Genomic DNA, 19,093 nt, shown 5'->3' on the forward strand with positions numbered 1-19,093 from the left:
TTTATTCATCTTCCTTTATAAGATTTTCATCAAATTCCTCTTCATTTTCCTGTGTATCAATATTAAAGTCGCCTCTTATATAACTACCGCCAATATCACCCGAGACTTTTGGAAATCCCAAAGCAAAACCTACAACTGGTACTTTGGTGTCAAACCCATGCTTTTGCAAGTATTCCTTCAGACCAGCATCAGACTCAGTATCTCCGTTTTCAAATATTTTTTCTAATGAAACAAGATAAATCAATAAAATTCCATCATTCTCATCCATAGCTTGTCTGTATGCTCTTTCAGGTATAGTAGTCTTCTGAGCATCTTTTTCTAGCTTTTTTAAATCATGAAGCCCAGGCACTTTTAACCATTTATCTATTTTTTGTTTTCTGAATTCTTCTTCTGCGACCTTCTTTTCTGGACCAGACAATGTGATTGAAAAGTCTTCGCCTGCAGCAACCAACTGTGCACTTTTCCCTGATACTTTAAACACATCATTATTGATCAGAGAATCCCATGCATCGGTACCTTTTACAGGACCGCGCCTAACTGTGAGATTCATTATATCTCCGAATATTTTCACACTGTCCGTTAATTCAGGATTTGTGGTCGATTGATTTGTTTTTACAGCAATTGTCCAGTTCTTCATTTTTCCTTCCTCATTACAAAGCCTCAACCATTCAGGAAGACACTGAACCTCGAAATTTTTAAATGAATTATCAAGATTGATAAATCTCATAAGTCCTTTTACATCAGTTTTGTAAATAAAAAAACCATTTACGTTTCTCCATTTGATTGTTTCAGCCAAACCGGTAAATGCCTTCCATGCCTTCTCTATCCTTTCCTTTTCCATAATAAACTGGGTAGATTGAATAACACTTTCACTGAAGTCTACTTTTTCCTCAACAGTTCCCTTTAAAATGGAGGCACGAGTAATTTTCAGTACCCGGGGATGGGTTTTCACTCTTAGTACAAACTGCCGTGGTGTGGCTTTTCGCTTCTCCATGATTTTGAATTCCTCTTCTAGCTCTTCAATGGTTGAAGTAGTTAGGTCAAACTTATTAATACTATCACGGGTGGTGAACAGCTTGCAGCAGTCAAGATAACCGGGGCGATAACCAAACCACCGGCCCATCTGAAGCAGTGTATCTGCATAATCAGTTGTTCTTATAAAATAATTTATTGTTAATCCCTCAAGAGTGAAACCCCTGGAGAGTCTGTTACCCCCGATTGCTATATATTTTTTCTCTGTGCCTGACGCATATGATAATGATTCCTTTGTCTCACTGTTGATCGCTTTGATATCAATATTGGATACTGCCTCAACCAACAGTGGTTTAATATCATTAGCGAAATTCTTTGATATGAGAAACGGATCTTCATACCCTTCGGGCAGGTAGGTTTTAATATTTTCGATGACATGAGCATAATACTTATTCCATGTTCTTTCAAATTCCTGGTAAATTGATCCAAGTGAATTGGGAAGATCGTTGTTCAATTTTACAACAAGTTCATTTTTAACATAATCTTCCACAAGTATCTTTGTCCGAATCTGCCATGCAGTAAACCGGGAAACGTGTATCAGCATAGAATTATGAGGGTTAAACATCTTTGAACTTATCATCACAGTCCTGCGGCTGAGCCTAATTGCAGTCGCTATGATGAAACATTGAATAGCCTCTTTCAGAGAATCCGGAAGTTTCATAGGAAAGGGATCATCTTTTCCGGCTTTGGGAAATCTAGTATCAGATGCAGTTGCCGGAAAGCAGTTGCCGTCGATCCTGTTTACCCTGACAGGAAATGAATCTGTAAAATCAGTTACCGGCTCAGGAATTAGCGGTTCAATTTTCCTGATATCTTCAATTCTGGTTTCAAAAAAATGTTTTGCTCCTATATAATTAGTAGGTGGGAAAAGCAGCTCGATAAAATCTTCCGGAAATATACTTCCCACCATTTCAAATTCTTTCGAAATTGAAACACCATCTTTTTTAAATGGAACTTCCCATTTTGTCTCAGGGGTCTCATTTCTATCTTGTAAAACATTTGCAAAAGGAGTTGCGGTATAACCTAGGTATGATTTTCGTGTAAAAAGACCAAGCAGGGCCCTAATGTATCCGTTAACTTTATTTGCATATTCCTTACCAAGACTCCCCATATTGTTTAACGAGGCGTTGTCAGCTTCATCGTCTATAATGAGCAGGGGAATATCGTGCTGATCTCTTTTACCGACAAAATGTTCATCTAGCCAGAGAATTAGATTTTTAAGGACTCCTGTATTTTTCTTACAGACAAGAATGTTTTTGTTGTAAAGAGAGAAATCAGCTTCTTTGATTGTCTTTTTAAAATCATGTTTTACCGAAGTTGGCATCACTACCTGGTGAACAGAAGCATCTCCCATCTCTCCAAATGGGTGTTTGCTGCCCACTCCTTCTGCTGTGCCAGTTCCGGAAACTTCTTTTTCAATCCTCGACTGGGTCTGACTGCGAAGGTCTTCCATTATACCTGCAAGCACTATAATTAACCCATACCCTGAATCTATTGCACGATTGATTACTGCGTTAAAATTTGCTGTTTTACCTGATTGGACACTACCAACCACCAGTCCTTTCACAAAAACCTCTTCGGTGGATTTTGGATCTGCAAGCTTTTCAACAATTCTTCTGCTTGAATTAAAGGTCTCTTCTATAATTTTCTCTGATCGCCCGTTTGCCTGCAGGTAATTGAAATAACGGTCTGTATAGTTCCACTTAATGTCGTTGAACCGATGTTCAGTAAGCCAGGTTTTTTTGGTCTGATCGCCAACTAGTGAACTGCTTGCCTCAACTACTATAGGGTTCGTAGAAATGTATTCGCTTACAGCAACTGAAAGCAGTAATTCAAAGTCACCACTCAAAGGAATCGGATATCTGAATATTGTGCACAGTGCTTTCAGTGTTGCAAATGCTTCTTCTCTGAATTCCCCAGCCCGCAGATAGTTTTCAGTTAAATGCTCACCGACATCCTTTTTTTCAGCGGACTTTGAGTCAATAAATTCGACTAGTTTGTCGATATATTTTCTGTTACTGTTCATGGCTCAGCAGATGTTTAATGCTTTGTGGGAGATCATTGATTTCATATCCTATAAGAGGCAGAAAATGTTTAATTATTTCTTCTTTTGCCATACCGGCTGTAATCAAATCTCTGATTGCATAGAGATTTTCTCCTTCAGAATTTTCTCCTTCGTCAATTATAGATTTAATGGAAGGATAATCATCTCCGAATTTCATTTTATTTATCGCAGTATGAAACACCCTGAATAAAACTGATAGCTGCATGTTTTCAGACTTTTTCAAACGAGAGCGAAGATCGCTAAGAAGAGGGAAATTTTCGTTTAGTCTGATCAGGCTACCTTTATTAGTTGACTGTTTTATAAAAATTTGAAAATTATTATGGTCTGCCAGTCTTACCCTTTCATCGGTAATTGTAGTACTTAGATACTCCTTTTCTGCCTCCAGCTTAAGCTCTGCCAGACATTTGAGAAGTGCCTGCTTTGTTTCATAAGGAATAGTTATCTGGGATTTTGAAACATTGAGATGGATAATATCATCAATACCGTTACCAACTTCCACCATAAGCCTAGCTAGTTGAAGCCTTGGTGTTTTTTTTATGATTCCGTTCCAGCCACCAAATCTTATTAGCCGATCTGATCGATATACATAAATCCCTTCCATATCCATAAGGCTTTTGGAACAAGTAGTCCATATAGATATACCGTTTTTTGATTCTTTGAGACTCCTAGCTGGAAGAACAAAACCTGTCAGACTCAACGAGTCTGATTTAATAATTTTATGTTTGGGTTCTATAGCTCGGAAATCCAGCTCAGCTTTTGGGAAGGGATCAAATGGCTCAACTCTCTGATTATTTACCCTAATCATAAGAGGGGTATTTGTCTTCTGCATAAACCTGTGAAATACAACTGAGAGATATTCATTTGTAATTTCATTAAGTTCCTGCTGGACGGCATGTTTTTTATTTTCCTGGGAAAGGAACTGTTCATATTTGTATAGCCCCTGCCAGACAACAATTGTATTAGGAATGAAGTCATCAAATGTCTTCATAAAATTCTCGCTCAGAAACCGGTACTCATCAATTAATGCATTTATTTCCTTTTCTGTTGTTACAAGTATTTTCCATTTTTTCTTTGTGGTGAGATAATCAACATCCCAAGTTCGTCCTGCGTATACAGTCGCTCCTTTCTTCCTTGACAAAACGGTAAAACGCCTAGTCTGCGAAAACGATGCTGTCTTCATCCCGAGACCAAATCTTCCCAAATCAGAACCGATCCTTTTACTTGCGGGGGAACTACTGGGAAACTGCATGTTGATTTTTAATTCTTTCTCAGTCATCCCATTACCATTATCGGCAAGAAACAATTTAAAAGGTTCACTGTCAAATCCAACTACAATTTCAATTTTATTAGCTTTGGCCGCAATTGAATTGTCTATTAGATCTGATAGAGATGTAGCAAGGGTATACCCTTGTTCTGCGATTGATTTAATCAGGAACTCAGGATCGGGATCCGCATCTTCAGTAACTGCATTGTTATATACTTCTGCTTTATCAACTTGAGGATTATTTTCCGCCTCCATTTATAATTGATTTATGAATAATGATAATTACAAATACGGCTTTTTACTGTCTCCAATAGTTTTTGCAGAGTTCAACAGCCAAACACTTTAGCCCAATTTAAGATTTGTATATTTCTCTACTATTAATGAGCCTGTGAATTCTATAACGACCTCAGAAGTTCTCTTGCAATCTCATAAGACATTAGGGGGGGAACTGCGTTTCCTATCTGTTTAAATGCGGCGGTTCTGTTTTTCGCTTCTTTTACACCTTCAAAGTAATAATCATCAGGGAATGATTGCAGTCTGGCCGCTTCTCTAACCGAAATTGATCTATTCTGTTCAATATCAGGATGAATATAATAATGACCATCTTTACAAATATGTGCAACTATAGTCTGAGAATAATTTAAATTATCAGCTACAATTTTAAACCGATCAACAAATGAATGCCTATTAGAATGGGTTTTTAATGACGTATCCAAATCGTTGTAGTTTAATCGCTCGCCTTTTTGGTTCCATGTATCAACAACTATCTTGTATATTTTTTTATCCTGAATTGTATGTGGCCTAGCAACATGTTGTGTCAAAATTTTTAGACTATTACGAATATTATAATTATCCAAATAAATATTTGACTTTGTTCTATATAATTGTGATTTATCCCTTCCTTCACCTGCTTGTAGTTTTGGCAAATCGTTAAATATATTTTTTACTTTATAAGGCGATCGTGTTCTGATAGCTTCTAAATCGGGAAGATTGGGTATAAAATCATCTTTCCAACCAATAATAACGATTCTTTTTCTTTTTTGTAAGACTCCGAAATTGTCTGCTTCAACAGTAAAAAGATGCATTTTGTAACCTTTCTTCAAAAAAAGAGCTTCCATATTTTTTAGGTATCCACCTTTATTTGCAGATTTTAGACCAATAACATTTTCAAAAACGAACAATTTTGGTTTATACTTTTCTAAATATTGTGCATATTGTACATATAAAAAATTACGAGGGTCGCCTTTCATTCCATTTTGGGATCTTGCTCTACCAACAAGTGAATATGCCTGGCATGGAGGGCCTCCAATTATAAGATCAACTGCTTGATTTTGAAGTTGTTGCTGTATGCGACGATGAATTCTTTCATTATATTCTGGTCCAATCGAAAGATTTATTATACTGTTTAATATTTCATCTGGAAGGTCCTTGTAAAGATCTTCTCTTTTAATCTTACCCTTTAGGTAATCTTTATAGATGTTTTTATCAATGTCCTTAAAATAATGATATGCCGCCCTTGTTTTTAATGTAAAACATGCCGCTTCATCCATTTCAACATGGACAATTGGTTTAAACCCTGCTCTCGTAAATCCTTCAGAAAGCCCACCTGCGCCAGCAAAAAGGTCTATAAAATTCATCTTAGTTATTCTCAGGATAAGTTTGTGATGGGAGAGGGATAAATTTATCCATTTCTGTTTCAATTAATGATACTTCAAGCGCTACATCATAAATATCAATACCTTCTTTTTCACAAACTTCAAAGCACTTATTCATTAAGCCATTTCTTACATCAGCTTCTTCTTTTGAATAAGTTGGTATGCTTTCTTCCAAATTTACATAGTCATTAAAATCATCATCCGGGTGAAAACTAACACCCTCTGTAATTAACTGTTTCGCAAATGCCTTTACATCTTCAGCCGTTTCTATTTTGGTAATCATTTTGTTAGTATTTTATTCAATTTTTTAATGAGAGTCTTTAAAGTTGAATCAATATTTGCTCTTTTTAACTTACACTCAAAAAGGGTAATTACATTCCACTTATCTGCTCTTAATTTGTTAATATGGTCATTGTCCAGTTGTTTGTTTCTGGCAATTTTATTTAACCACCATTCTGTTTTGGTTTTAGGTACAACAAAATATTTACACCCTTCATGTCCATGCCAAAAACAACCATGAACAAATATGACGGTTTTATACTTTGGCAGCACTATATCCGGCTTGCCGGGTAGATCTTTAGTGTGCAGCCTGTATCTAAATCCCTTTGCAAATAAATATTTACGAACTATTAATTCCGGCTTTGTGTTCTTTGACCGGATTTGGCTCATATTATAGCTTCTGACCTCCTTTGTATGAACATCAGCCATACTACTTGCCTTTTTTTTCCAGTACCGAAATATCAAAGTCCAGGTACCAGGCAAACTTTACCAGATAATCTATAGTAATTGCAAATTTTCCGGTTTCAACTTTTGAAATAGTGGAACGGTTTACTTCCATTATCTCTGCTAGTTCATCCTGACTAAAACCTTTATTTTCCCGGAATGTCCGGATTTGCTTACCAATCACTTCCCGGTTTTCCTGAATATATTGCTCTGAAGGCCTGGACTTTTTATTCATAAATATTCAATGCCATTTAAAAATAAGCTTACTATTCTACCGGTAACACAATAAGGTACTTTGTGGGTACTGGTAAATCCCAGCCATCAGGATAAGAGACTGTAGTTAAATTACCATCTAACTCTTTAACCACACCTACCTGATTTATACCGCCTAATACTAATTGCTGATATTGCCTTACCGCTTTATCATCGCTGTTGGTTTCGGCTTTGAAAAATTCTATTTGGCTGTTGTCAAAAGTTACTTTGTCACCTACTTGAAGTGCCTTGTTCAATTGTGTTGTCATTATTCATGTGCAGTTTGTATAGCGTTGCCCCCGCTTTTGAATTATGAAGCTAAGGAAATTAGTAGACACACGGTGCAATATATTGAACATTTTATTTTAAAGAAAAGATTCAAAAAAGAGATCGCTAAAAGAGGCTTTAAATTGTTTGTTTAAAGTTTACCTGAAACCTGTTGATGGCACGGCATGTTTTCATGGCTTAAGCTTTTTTCTATTATTTTCATTAATTAAGTTTAATAAGGATTTGCAAGGTTAAGTTTCAGGTTTATACAAAGCCTAATTAATTTACATTTCATTTATTATTAGGCCTTCAAGCTAATACACATATTGCTGCAAATTTGTAAAGGCTTAATTTTGAGGTTAATAAAGCATTTTAGTAAAATATATTTTCAGGTTGTCATAAATCTGCTGTTTTGCATTTAGGATATAATGTATTCCAGCTAAATACGGCGCTGCCACTGTCAGTCACATCAGCAACTAACCTTTTTTTATCATGTACTATTCCTATTTTCCGCCTACACTATGTTGCAAGCCCTGTTATTAACAGCCAACCAGCATTTCCCTTTATTTAAACATGCAATTGTGTACTGCTACGATTTTATTAATCATTCCAGCTTTTGCCTTCACCATTCCTACCATTAAAATTTTGTTGGGGTGCATAAGCGTATACTGACAAGTATGCTTCAAATGTATAGTACCCTACTATTAAAAACAACGTGATTTATCACGCATTTTTTGGTGTGATAAATCACGCTGCCCGTGATTTATCACGTTTTTGGCTAAACATTGTAGCAATTAGCAAAACTGGCATGATTTTATTTTTGCTAAAGGCTATTATGGCCCTAAAAGGTACCTATACGGTAGTTAGCAGCAAGGGGGTAACATCCCGGTGCTGCCGGTTCTTACCCATACCTACAGGCATGGCCTAACTACAGCTGCCATACCATTGGAACGATGAACCGAGCCCCGAATTTATCGGGGTAAACTGTGGCAAGTAAAGCTGGATGGTTGTACCGGCCCCTGTAACCAGGAAAACCTACCTGCCTTTTTTCTTTTTTTCCTGCTGCACTGGTTGTTTACATACCCGGTGGCTATAGAGGAATTGCTGCAGATCGGGCTGGGTAAAATACACCCTGTTACCTACACTAATAAAAGGCAATGCTTTTTTATTTTGCCAGTTACGGAGGGTGCGGTCGCAGATTTGTAGCTGTTGTAACAGCTCATGTTTTTCTATCAGCAGGGGTAATAAAAAGGGGGTGTTGTCCCCGTTTGGAGAAAGGTTGTTGGGTGTGTTGGTACTGTTTTGCGGAGGGTAAACGGGTGTGTTTTGTGGTGTGGAGAAAGGAGCAGGGTTTGCTAATTATTTTGCTCCAATTCTTTTACCAGATCATCGGCTAGAAAACTTTTCTTATTACTAATGATGCTATTACTGGTATTACTAAAGGCAATAATAGCATGTATATGATGCGGCATGATTACGTAACCAACAATACAATGTTTGGATGGTTGCAACATATCAAGCCATTGATAAACTAATCTATATCCATTGGCAATAATAAATAATGGCAGCCAACCAGTGCAGGTAAATGTAATAAAGTAAACCCCCATCTTTCTCCTGTATGGTTTTTCTTACTGGCAAAAACTTGATGATCAGATTGGAGAATTTATACATATTGGCCAGGTTAACGCAGCAAGGCAGCAGGTATAATCTTATTATTAGGTATTGGAAATTTATATCAGGGCCAACGATCCGCAGAGTCCCTGCCACACACATACCTATTTTAGGAAACTCTGCGGAGAAAATAAAAGTATTAGGAAGAAGTGAAGATTAATTCAGTCAACTTTAGTATTAGTATACAACGCAATAAGCCAAACCTTTATAATTATTAAATATAGGAGAGAAACTAACATATGCATCTAGTATTTAACATCTGTTTAAAAATTAATTTCATTTAAGTGCATTGCCTCTAATTTTTAAAACATTTATAGTAGGGTGGCTAATAATAAAAGCAACATGTATTTAATTATTAGAGAAAATCAGAACTTTTTAATTTTTAAAGAAGATTAAAATAATGAAATACAAAAAATAGCGCTGTCTTAATCTAATTATTTTTAATAGCTTATTTATTTATTTTATTTTTATACTCAGAGTATAGACTAATCAAATATCCTCCTGAACAAACAAAAAATAAAAATAATAATAAAAATGATTTCCATTCAATAGAAGGCGTTGAGATTTCTGTATTACCAATTTTAATGAAATATGATGATGATATTATATCAGGAAATATTGCAATAGCATTGAATGTTGCCAATGATAAAAAGAATCCGGTTAAAATTATTCCATATTTAAACTTATAAAAATAAAGAGCTACGATTAACAAAAATAGCGATAAACCAATCTGGTGCTTTATTGTAGCAAAATAATCCGTCCTTAATATTATAATCCAAGTATTAATTAAAATTCCTGAAAGGATAAGAGTGGGTATTGCCTGTATTAATCTCTTATTTTCCATAATTACCATTTTATGTTGAAGAAAAGTGATTTTGTGATTTGTGAGTTGTTAATTTTTTGGGCAGCAGTTATCCAAGTTTCTACACTTTTTGATTTACCGTCATTGCTAACAGAAACACCTGCTTTCTACGTTTTTTAGGGATGTTCCAACGGGCATCCTGAACTGTAGATGGTTTTGAGTCTTTGTAGTGCCGGAAAGTCTTGCTGCGGTGTTTACTATTTTTTTATAACCCTATTGTTGTTTTTAATTTTAAAGTGTGAATTTTCTTTTTGCATATGAGTTTACATCCGGTTTAAAAAGATTTTCCATCGGTTTTTGTGTGTAGGATAATTGGAGTAGGTTATATGCTTTTGGCACGGTTGAAATTTTGATAAAACAAACTTCAACTATTTATTTTAAAAAAACAACGTGATTTATCACGCGGTTTTGGCGTGATTTATCACGCGAAGGGCCTGGATTTTTGTTTTTTTTGTTTTTTATTCGTATAAATTGGGGGCATGCCACCTGCAGAATAGTCAATATGTTGCACAGCTACTTATTTACAATAACAGCATTTGGTTTTCCAATAACGGGGTAGGTTACACCTCCCGCACACAAAGCTTTTGGTATGTGACTCCTTGGAGAAGGAAAGGATTGTGTAACCTTCCCCCGTTTTCTTTTTTATTCCCTTTGTGAAAGGCCATTTATTCAGGTACAAGATACATTCGGAACATCTTGTACAAAGGAGTTGCAGTTGTTTAGACTACTTTATTTTTAATTCGCTCACTTATTCATTTTTAACTCAAATGAATCATCGGTGTCATGAAATTTTAGATAAATTGGTATACTTAGTCTACGATTGTCAGTTTTATTCCAACCACTTTTGAACCATTCTACAAAAATTTCCTTTTGAGCTTTTTCAAATTCATCTAAATCTTGATTGTCATCTTCATTTTGAAAATCATACTGGTCTAAGTTTGGATTTAATTCCTCGTCAATTAGTAACCCATTGGGATATTCTTCTTTTAACAAACTTCTGTAACCGAGTTGATTTGATGAACTGTCCATAGGATACAATCCTAATCTGTACCCGTCAATAAATACTTCAATTTCCAACAAGTCGACTTTGCCAATATGAGTTGATTTACTAAGCCCCCAATCTCCTTCGATGATTTTCGTAAGTTCGGCAATTAGTTGATTGCTTAGACTGTCAAGATGCAGTTTTGTTTTTAATAAAATGTCTTTTGTTGCTTGTCTCATCTTTCAATTTTTAGAGTCGGTTTGGCCATTGCCACCAACTCAAAAATAGACGAACTAAATAGCCTTACCAAAAAAATGGGTTATTGAAAATCAATGTTTTTATAGTGCGTTTTTTAAATAGGATATTTGCGGCAGAATGTGATTGTATTTCTTAATCCCTTTGCAAAAGGGCAATTATTCAGGTTCAAGATGCCCTTCGGCACATCTTGAACAACGGAGTTTGGGGTACTCATCATCTTTTATCAAAGCCACACTGCACATTTCGGTAGTAGTTGGCGGGGACGCAAACAGCAGCAAAAAATTTTGGATGTACTTTGTAGTAACAATAACTTTTTTAAATAATCACCAGCAGCTTTTTTCTATGTTTAACGTTTTAGTGATGAAGGGGGCAAAAAATCACGACAAGTGTAATAAAAGAACAGCAGTAGTAAACACTACTGCCGTTCTTTTTAATTTAGCAGAATTTATTTAGGTAATAAAACGCTGTCAATTACATGCACAATACCATTGGTTCCTTTTAAATCGGTTGCTGTTACAGTTGCTTTTCCCCCTTTTTCGTCGGTTAAAATAACCTTGCCATTCTCCAGGGAAGCAGTTAGTTTACCACCTGCTACTGTAGTAAGTACAACTTCGCCACCGCCATTTTTAATTGCTGCCAATACTGCTTTTGCATCGAGTTTACCTGCTACAACGTGATAGGTAAGGATACCCGCCAACATTGCTTTGTTTTCTGGCTTAAGCAAAGTTTCTACGGTGCCTGCCGGCAGTTTTTCGAACGCATCATTTGTGGGAGCAAAAACTGTGAACGGCCCTGCACCTTTAAGTGTTTCAACCAATCCTGCAGCCTTTACAGCAGCTACTAAGGTTGTGTGTGCTTTTGAGCTGATAGCGATATCAACAACATCAGCTTTTGTTTGTGCAGAAACTGTACCTGCGGTAAAAGATGCAACCGCAAGAAATAAAACAAGACGATTAATTAATTTCATAATATTTATTTTGATTAATGGAACATAGAAATAGAGAAGTAGTTGAACTTATTTTTTTCTATAACAATTACATAACAAATTATGCTGCCACTGTTGAAGAGTTTGAGAATAAGTGCGAATGTTGTTCAACATCTGCACATGATATCTCTTTGGTAAGTGTTCTCTATACCCATGTTTTTAGCCTGACCAACAGCACCTGCTTCCCTATTCACTTGAGTTAGCTAAAGCTGCATATATAATCTAACCGCACAAGAGTGCGACGCAAGCGGCGATGCCATGATAACCAATTGCCGGGCCCAATATGTATTCATGCAATTTTATTATACATGTAACAGCTAAATAATTTTGAACACCTTGCCATACCCGGTTCAGTTTTCGGTATGTTGGGCGGGAGGGGAGAGGGCGGTTTGTAAAACATGTATTCCGATTGCATTTTAACCAACTGTATAAGTGTGCCCCGGATCAAGTTTGGGGTAAACTGTGTAAGTAAAGTCAGCTGCCTGTTTATTTGCCTGGCTAACCAATTCTTTAGTGCTTTATTTTCCTCAGGCGCTTAATGCATTTATTAGCAAGCCGGTTATAATGGAACAGGTAAAGCTCATTAAAGTGCCAATTAAAACATATTCTGCTTCTTTGCGGATATTATTACCCTTCATATCTGTAAACCGTAGTATGGATTTTGCGGCTATTAGAAAGCCAATGGCTTCCATATGATTATTAATTACAAAGGTAAATACGAGTATTCTTTCAAAAATACCAATCCATTTTCCGGCTTCGCTTAGGCTGGTTACGGATCGGGTTATATCGGGTTCTACCTGGTTACGCCATTTGGCTGTTGCAAAACCCAGTATAAAAGACAAGGGGAAAATGATAAACATATAACCTGCCAGTATAATCCACAAGCGGCTGTTTTGTAATATGGTATTTAATTGCGCTATACACCAACCCGGTAGTGGCTGGTAATAAAGTATCCAAAGGGTTATTAAAACACTTAGATGTAAAAGCTGATCTGTAATAAAATCAACGGGGCTTTCTTTACGGTGTAGTTTCCAGAGGTCTATTGCATAGTGAGAAACGGTTACCGCTACAGGTATTACCCAATTGGTTTTATCGGGCGAAAAAAGGTATACCAATGCCCCATGTAACAGACAGTGCAGGTATAATAGCCAGGATTTTGCCATCCACCTTTTTTTGTGTTGTACCATTGCCCTGGTTTGCAATGCAAAATCGGCCATTAAGTGTGCAAATATCCATTGGTATAAAACTAGCATGTTATAAAAATATCAAACTAATGCATCACTTGTTTCAAAACGTGCTACAATTGTAGTAAATATAAATGCGCCTGCTGCCTGTAGCCGTTGGTGCACACTTGGCTGTGAGATATTTAATAAATTGGCTATTTCGTCCTGCCGTTTATTTTGTAAGTGCAGGTACAGGGCCTGTGCCTGAGGCACCGTAATTTTTTGTAAAAAATAATTGAGTGAAACGCTATGCACCTGCCATTCGGCCGCAAATGCGGGTTGGCTACCGGTAATGGCTATTTCTTCTTTTTGCTTTTTAATTTGATCCAGCCAGGTACCGGATAGCTGCAAGGCTGTACCATCGGATGTTATGAGATCTTTACCCATAAAGCTAATTTCACCAACACCTACTGCAGCCCTTAACCGGATGCCATTACCAATTAGTTTGGTTTGTAATAATAAAGCAACGCGTAATGCCTGTGAACGGTTATTGGTAAGCAGGGCCTGCACGCTATCGCCCCTGTATTGCTGGAACTGCCAATCGGGCCATAAGGCAGACTGCTCTGTTGAAAATGCATCAATAGTAGCATTCATTAACGTTTTTTGTGTTGCATTCAGGGTGGATGAGCCTATTATATCGCCGGTTATTGCAACTGCTTTGTTTTGTGACATGTGAAAATTTATAATAAAAATAGTATAAATATACTATAATTGTAAAAAATAGTATAAATATACTATAATATATGAATATAGTTCTTTAGAGCTATATTTATTTAGTTTAGGCAATTTCGGTCCAGGTATGATCGGCAAGGAGTTTTACAGATGCTATAAAGTTTTTAAAGGGGCTGTTGCTACCCCATTCTGCAGGACTTATAAGGGAAAGCAGATAGGAATTGTCGTGCTTTTCGTACAAGTGATAGGTTTGACCAATAACGGGTTGAAAACTTAGCTTGCTTTGATACACCATTAAGGATAATTCTTTACGCTTACGAATTTCCTGTGCCTGGCGGGCCAGTAATTCAATCTGTTGCTTTATTTGATCCAGGTGCATATTGGTTTGCTCTTCCATGGCAAGTAAGGCATTATGTTTTATCAAGCCTTCTTCAGTGGGTTTGATGGCTACACTACCTACAGAGGATGCATAAGGCAGCACACTTAATTGTTTGTGGTATAACTGCACATTGGTAAATGCATTATGGTCTGGTGTAAAGCCTTTTTGCGTAACTTTTAAATAGCCGTTAGGTTCTATTGAATGCTGTACTTCCAATACCACTTTATCGTCTTTAATAAATTGGGAGCTAATGAGGGAAGCATTTACAATTGTGGTAACCAAAACATCTGCCAATACATTATTTTCAAATAGGTGAGGATTACCATCGGGTATGGTAACATATTGGCTGTAAAAAGCCTGATTATCTAAGGATATCCAGTTGATGCTGATGGATAGTTGCGTGCCGTTGCCAATACTTTCAATTTTATAAAAACCAGATTTAGGGGCAGCTTCAAACTCGTAATTGCATTTTTCGGGGAAGAGTTGCCATGATGCTAAAAAATTATATGCTTGTACCATAGTTATTATAGAAAATGTAGAACCCGATTGAAACAAAACCTGCAGCCGAATGTGTTGCTGGCCCTGAAGAGTGCGACGCAAGTAAAGCCGATTAGTGCACAAAAGCCGGGTTACAAAATAATTGCCTACTTATTACAATATATAAGTGTAAAGGTTTTATTGGGTGGACATAAAAAAGGGAATTCTGTAATACAGAACTCCCCTTTCAAAGTATGATATACAAATTATTTTACATTAAAATCTACCTGCAAGGTTGCCCAGTTAAGGCTTACTTTACCAGCTTTGCTGATGGTATAGGTTAGTCTTTCTACAGAAGTAGCGCTGGTACCTGCTTTAACTTTAACCTGCAAAGCATCGTTGGCTTTGTTTTTATCGTAATCGTAAGCGCCCCAGGTATCCCAGGTTTTATTGAAGATAAGGGTCCACTCGTTGCCATTAGCAATAGTGAAAAAAGCATATTTGCCGGCGGGCAATGCTTTGCCTTCTACCATTATAGCTTTATTTACCTCAAACACAGTGGCTTCATTTGCACCTGCACGCCAAATTTGACCATCTTTAGGTTCTATATCTTTACCAATTACCCTGCCTTTTAATGCTGGCTGGCTATAATTGATGGTAATAGTTGCACCACTGGCAATGGTTTGAGTGGCAATTGCGGGTGGACTTGGCCTTTTAGATTTATCATCTTGTGCACAGGCACTAAAAGTGCTAAAAAGTACAGCAGTAAATGCTGTAAGCATAAATACTTTTTTCATGGCTTTAATTTTTGTTTTTAACGTAATTGACAGTATTAAGATTTAAATTTTTATTTATAGTATAAACAGTTGACAATAATATTATTTACCAGTGAAGTGAATATACAGCATTACACAGGCAATAAAGCGTTAATAAATTACATCAGTAAATAATACCTCTGCCATTTTAGCGGTATAACACCTGTACGGTATCTTTTGTTTGTTGCCTTAAAACCACTTCTTTGCCTGTAAGCATAGTATTGAGCAAATCGATATTAAAGTGACGGATGGTGAGCAAACTTAAGCCTTTCTCTACCTGAATATCAAAAATGCTACCGGCATCTGCCGCCAGTTGATCTATTTTCTCGGCTTTATCATCCAAACAAATTTGTACACTAATGGCACCTGTTTGTATAAGTGTTGGCCTTATTTTTCTATGACCAAAAATTTCGTATAAAAGACTCATGGGCTTCTCGCCAACAAAGGAAAAATCCTGACTATGTAAATGTATTAAGGCCTGATTTTGTTTGATGATAACAATCGGTGGTAAATTTTTTACCTGCTTTTTATAAATAGTAGTGCCGGGTAAACCAGCATCCAAAAAGCATTTCACATGCAGGGGAATGCCTTTATTCTGCAGGGGCTTGATTGTTTTTGGATGTATTACCTGTGCACCATAGTAGGCCATTTCAATTACTTCATCAAAACTCAGTTCATTAATTAGTTGTGCATCTGCAAACTGTTTGGGGTCGGCACTCATTACGCCTTCCACATCTTTCCAAATGGTTAAGCTTTCGGCATTTAATAAATTGGCAAAAATGGCTGCCGTAAAATCACTGCCTTCACGCCCAAGTGTGGTACTTTCATTTTCATCAGTAGATCCAATAAACCCCTGGGTAATACGAATTAATGGATTTTCTTTTTGATTTGGAGTACCCATAGCCGGTTGCCAGCTTTGTTGCATTGCAGTTACTTTGGCGGCGGAGTATTCCCAATCAATAGTAGCATCCCTAAAATTATCATCGGTTCTGATTATATCCCGTACATCAAGCCAGCTATTGTACACCTTGAATTCGTTTAAGTAATGGCTAATAATACAGGTGCTAAACAATTCGCCCATACAAACAATCTGATCATAATAATAATCAAATTCCCGTACCGGTTTATCGTGCAACAGCCATTCTACCTCGGTAAAAAAATCGTTCAGTTGGGCCAGGCAAGCATTAAAATGGGTTACCAATATATATTTAGCCGTGGTTAAATGTTGTTTTTTAATGCCGTCGAAAAGGTGCAGGGCTTCCTTTGTATTACCAGCAAAAAAAGCTTCTGTTACTTTTTCAAGGGCATTGGTGGTTTTACCCATGGCAGAAATAATAATCATCAACTGGTCTCCATCAAAACCTTGTAGCAGGTTTCTTAAATTTTCTATACGCTCAATACTACTTACACTTGCACCACCAAACTTAAAAACTTTCATACAAATATTTTGAAATCAATCAATAGTCATGTTTAAACAAAGATAACAGTAAAGGGAACTAATTTACTTACACATTGCGTTGATATTTTTACCAGCCATGCCTCAATTTTTTATAAAACGATGCAGCGCATGGCAATTAACAAATGTTACCCTAAAACAAATGGACCTGCAAATACATGTTTTTATTTCAACATTATAAATATTGATTATTTTACGAAAAAAAACAATGCGCCTGCTGGTTTTATTACAAAGAATGGCTTTTTTATGTAACCTGCTTTTTCTTGTTTGCGTGATAATTATGTATTCGCAAAATTTCATCAGCAGCAAAGAGTTGCAGAGCTATATTATTATCCTGGGATTTGTTGTTTCATTTTTGCTTAATGTAATTGTGAACATATGGGAAGCGATTTTGTTGTTAAACCGAAAAAAATCGGCTACGCCTTCCTGGCTGCGCGCCTCTGCATTTATATTCATTATTGTACAAATCATATTTCACGCTATATAACATATGATACATAATATTCTAAAAGACAAACCCACCAAGCTTTTCCTTGGTTTTACCGCGTTTTTTGTGGCCAATGCGCTAATTGCGGAATGTATTGGCGGCAAAATATTCTCCCTGGAGAAATTGTTGGGTTTTGCACCTGCCAACTTTACGCTTTTTGGGCAAAGCGGTTTAGCTTTTAACCTTACCTGCGGCGTATTGCTATGGCCTATTGAGTTTATTATGACGGATATTGTGAATGAGTATTTTGGCCCCAAAGCCGTTCGCCGTATTAGCTATACCGCTGTTATACTTATTACTTATGCTTTTGTTATGTTTTATTCCAGCATACACATTCCACCGGCAGATTTTTGGATTGGAACCAAAACAGATAGTGGCATACCCAATATGCAGGATGCATATAATGGAATTTTTGGACAGGGCATGTGGATTATACTTGGCAGCCTGGTAGCATTTTTAGTAAGCCAGATTGTAGACGTAACCGTTTTTCATAAAATAAAAAAAATAACCGGTGAAAAAAAGATATGGTTAAGGGCCACCGGCTCAACGCTGGTATCACAACTGGTAGATAGTTATATTGTGCTTATCATAGCATTTAAATTAGGTAATAACTGGAGTTGGCCGCAGGTACTGGCTATTGGCATGATGAATTATTGCTATAAGTTTATTATGGCCATTGTATTAACACCGGTTATTTACCTGGTAGAAAAGCAGATAGAAAAATATGTAGGTAACGATACTGCCCGCAAAATGAAACTGGCGGCCATGGGGCAGGAAGAGGATGAATTAGTAAATATACCTACAGCAGGTTAGCTATACTGTTGCTGTCTTTAGCATGTTTACTACAATTTTATCAATAGGTAACGATACTGCATTGGCAGTAAACTCGTTCCAGCTAAGCCAGCGCAACACTTCGCTCTGGCCCATAGGATCGGCCACCTGGGCGGGTGTAAAATCAAATGGTGTTGTTTTTATGGGTAAACCAGCAAGGGCTTCCATATTATTGGGCTGTACAAAATAATAGATAGATACAATCTGATCGGTATTTTTAAACGCCGACACCTGAAAATAATCGGTGGTATATATATGTGCACCAACCGTTACATCCAACCCGGTTTCTTCCATAAATTCCCTTTTCAGGCAGTCACGGGTACCTTCGCCTAATTCCATACCACCGCCGGGAAACTTGGTAAAATAATCTCCGCGAATATATTCATCGCTTACCAGTACACGTTGTTCATTGTCTTGTAAAATACCATAAACCCTAATGGTAAACTTGGTAATATTTGGCGGCAATTGCATAACTCTGGTTTTTATTTAGTGCGAATATGCACAATAATTTTTATGCACCCAACTTAAACACTTTGGGCATCGCCGCTTGCGTCGCACTCTTGTACGTTCTGTTGTAATGGCAGCAATAAGTAATGCGGATAAAATGGCCTTTATACAATTACTTATGGCGTATAAAAATACATTCACTCCATATATTTTGCCGCCATGAAAGAGGAACCCTGAACCGAGCGTGGCAAGAGCAGCTGCATAAAGCTTCTTTGCCGACTACCAAAAAT

The 19,093-nt window shown here is 36.9% G+C and carries 18 protein-coding genes; 1 reads left to right on the forward strand and 17 read right to left on the reverse strand.

Annotated elements, in window-relative coordinates:
- Position 1 precedes the first annotated feature (1 nt).
- The 16 genes from GD597_RS17765 to GD597_RS17840 all read right to left on the reverse strand — a co-directional run bounded on the left by GD597_RS17765 (position 2) and on the right by GD597_RS17840 (position 17,020).
- Positions 2–3,058, reverse strand: a complete 3,057-nt coding sequence (locus tag GD597_RS17765; RefSeq protein ID WP_171609251.1) for a Z1 domain-containing protein — start codon at positions 3,056–3,058, stop codon at positions 2–4.
- A complete protein-coding gene (locus GD597_RS17770; protein WP_171609252.1) occupies positions 3,048–4,616 on the reverse strand; it encodes an ATP-binding protein in 1,569 nt (522 codons plus the stop codon). Before GD597_RS17770 ends, GD597_RS17765 begins: the two co-directional genes overlap by 11 nt.
- Positions 4,617–4,756: 140 nt before the next feature.
- Complete coding sequence (locus GD597_RS17775) at positions 4,757–5,998, reverse strand: DNA cytosine methyltransferase (protein WP_171609253.1); 1,242 nt, start codon at positions 5,996–5,998, stop codon at positions 4,757–4,759.
- A 1-nt stretch (position 5,999) separates the two neighbouring features.
- On the reverse strand, positions 6,000–6,299 hold the full coding sequence (locus GD597_RS17780; protein ID WP_171609254.1) for a hypothetical protein: 300 nt from the start codon (positions 6,297–6,299) through the stop codon (positions 6,000–6,002).
- Positions 6,296–6,724: a very short patch repair endonuclease gene (locus GD597_RS17785; RefSeq protein ID WP_171609255.1), complete on the reverse strand. Its 429-nt coding sequence runs from the start codon at positions 6,722–6,724 to the stop codon at positions 6,296–6,298. The genes GD597_RS17780 and GD597_RS17785 overlap by 4 nt, the downstream gene beginning before the upstream one ends.
- 1 nt (position 6,725) lies before the next feature.
- Entirely contained in the window at positions 6,726–6,974 is a 249-nt protein-coding gene (locus GD597_RS17790; protein ID WP_171609256.1) for a helix-turn-helix domain-containing protein, read from the reverse strand.
- A 31-nt stretch (positions 6,975–7,005) separates the two neighbouring features.
- Entirely contained in the window at positions 7,006–7,260 is a 255-nt protein-coding gene (locus GD597_RS17795) for a hypothetical protein (RefSeq protein ID WP_171609257.1), read from the reverse strand.
- A gap of 1,353 nt (positions 7,261–8,613) precedes the next feature.
- Positions 8,614–8,865: a hypothetical protein gene (locus GD597_RS17800; RefSeq protein WP_171609258.1), complete on the reverse strand. Its 252-nt coding sequence runs from the start codon at positions 8,863–8,865 to the stop codon at positions 8,614–8,616.
- Positions 8,866–9,377: 512 nt separating this feature from the next.
- On the reverse strand, positions 9,378–9,773 hold the full coding sequence (locus GD597_RS17805) for a hypothetical protein (protein ID WP_171609259.1): 396 nt from the start codon (positions 9,771–9,773) through the stop codon (positions 9,378–9,380).
- Positions 9,774–10,535: 762 nt separating this feature from the next.
- On the reverse strand, positions 10,536–11,012 hold the full coding sequence (locus tag GD597_RS17810; protein WP_171609260.1) for a hypothetical protein: 477 nt from the start codon (positions 11,010–11,012) through the stop codon (positions 10,536–10,538).
- A 464-nt stretch (positions 11,013–11,476) separates the two neighbouring features.
- Positions 11,477–11,998 carry a fasciclin domain-containing protein gene (locus GD597_RS17815; protein WP_171609261.1) on the reverse strand — a complete coding sequence of 174 codons (522 nt, stop codon included), beginning with the start codon at positions 11,996–11,998 and terminating at the stop codon, positions 11,477–11,479.
- Positions 11,999–12,543: 545 nt separating this feature from the next.
- A complete protein-coding gene (locus GD597_RS17820) occupies positions 12,544–13,269 on the reverse strand; it encodes a DUF3307 domain-containing protein (RefSeq protein ID WP_171609262.1) in 726 nt (241 codons plus the stop codon).
- A gap of 12 nt (positions 13,270–13,281) precedes the next feature.
- Entirely contained in the window at positions 13,282–13,911 is a 630-nt protein-coding gene (locus tag GD597_RS17825) for a sigma-70 family RNA polymerase sigma factor (protein ID WP_171609263.1), read from the reverse strand.
- A gap of 106 nt (positions 13,912–14,017) precedes the next feature.
- Entirely contained in the window at positions 14,018–14,809 is a 792-nt protein-coding gene (locus GD597_RS21905; RefSeq protein WP_216368623.1) for a DUF2452 domain-containing protein, read from the reverse strand.
- A 224-nt stretch (positions 14,810–15,033) separates the two neighbouring features.
- Positions 15,034–15,564, reverse strand: coding sequence for a DUF2911 domain-containing protein (locus tag GD597_RS17835; protein WP_171609264.1), 531 nt, complete (start codon positions 15,562–15,564; stop codon positions 15,034–15,036).
- Between the two features lie 166 nt (positions 15,565–15,730).
- Complete coding sequence (locus GD597_RS17840) at positions 15,731–17,020, reverse strand: aspartate kinase (RefSeq protein ID WP_171609265.1); 1,290 nt, start codon at positions 17,018–17,020, stop codon at positions 15,731–15,733.
- A gap of 508 nt (positions 17,021–17,528) precedes the next feature.
- Between GD597_RS17840 and GD597_RS17845 the strand changes: the two genes are divergently transcribed.
- Positions 17,529–18,338 (forward strand): queuosine precursor transporter, encoded by an 810-nt coding sequence (locus GD597_RS17845; protein WP_171609266.1) that lies wholly within the window; start codon positions 17,529–17,531, stop codon positions 18,336–18,338.
- On the opposite strand, the gene GD597_RS17850 is transcribed toward GD597_RS17845, so the two are convergent.
- Entirely contained in the window at positions 18,339–18,827 is a 489-nt protein-coding gene (locus GD597_RS17850) for an NUDIX hydrolase (RefSeq protein WP_171609267.1), read from the reverse strand.
- Positions 18,828–19,093: the final 266 nt, after the last annotated feature.

It is taken from the genome of Limnovirga soli (assembly GCF_013106755.1).
Classification (GTDB): Bacteria; Bacteroidota; Bacteroidia; order Chitinophagales; family Chitinophagaceae; genus Limnovirga; species Limnovirga soli.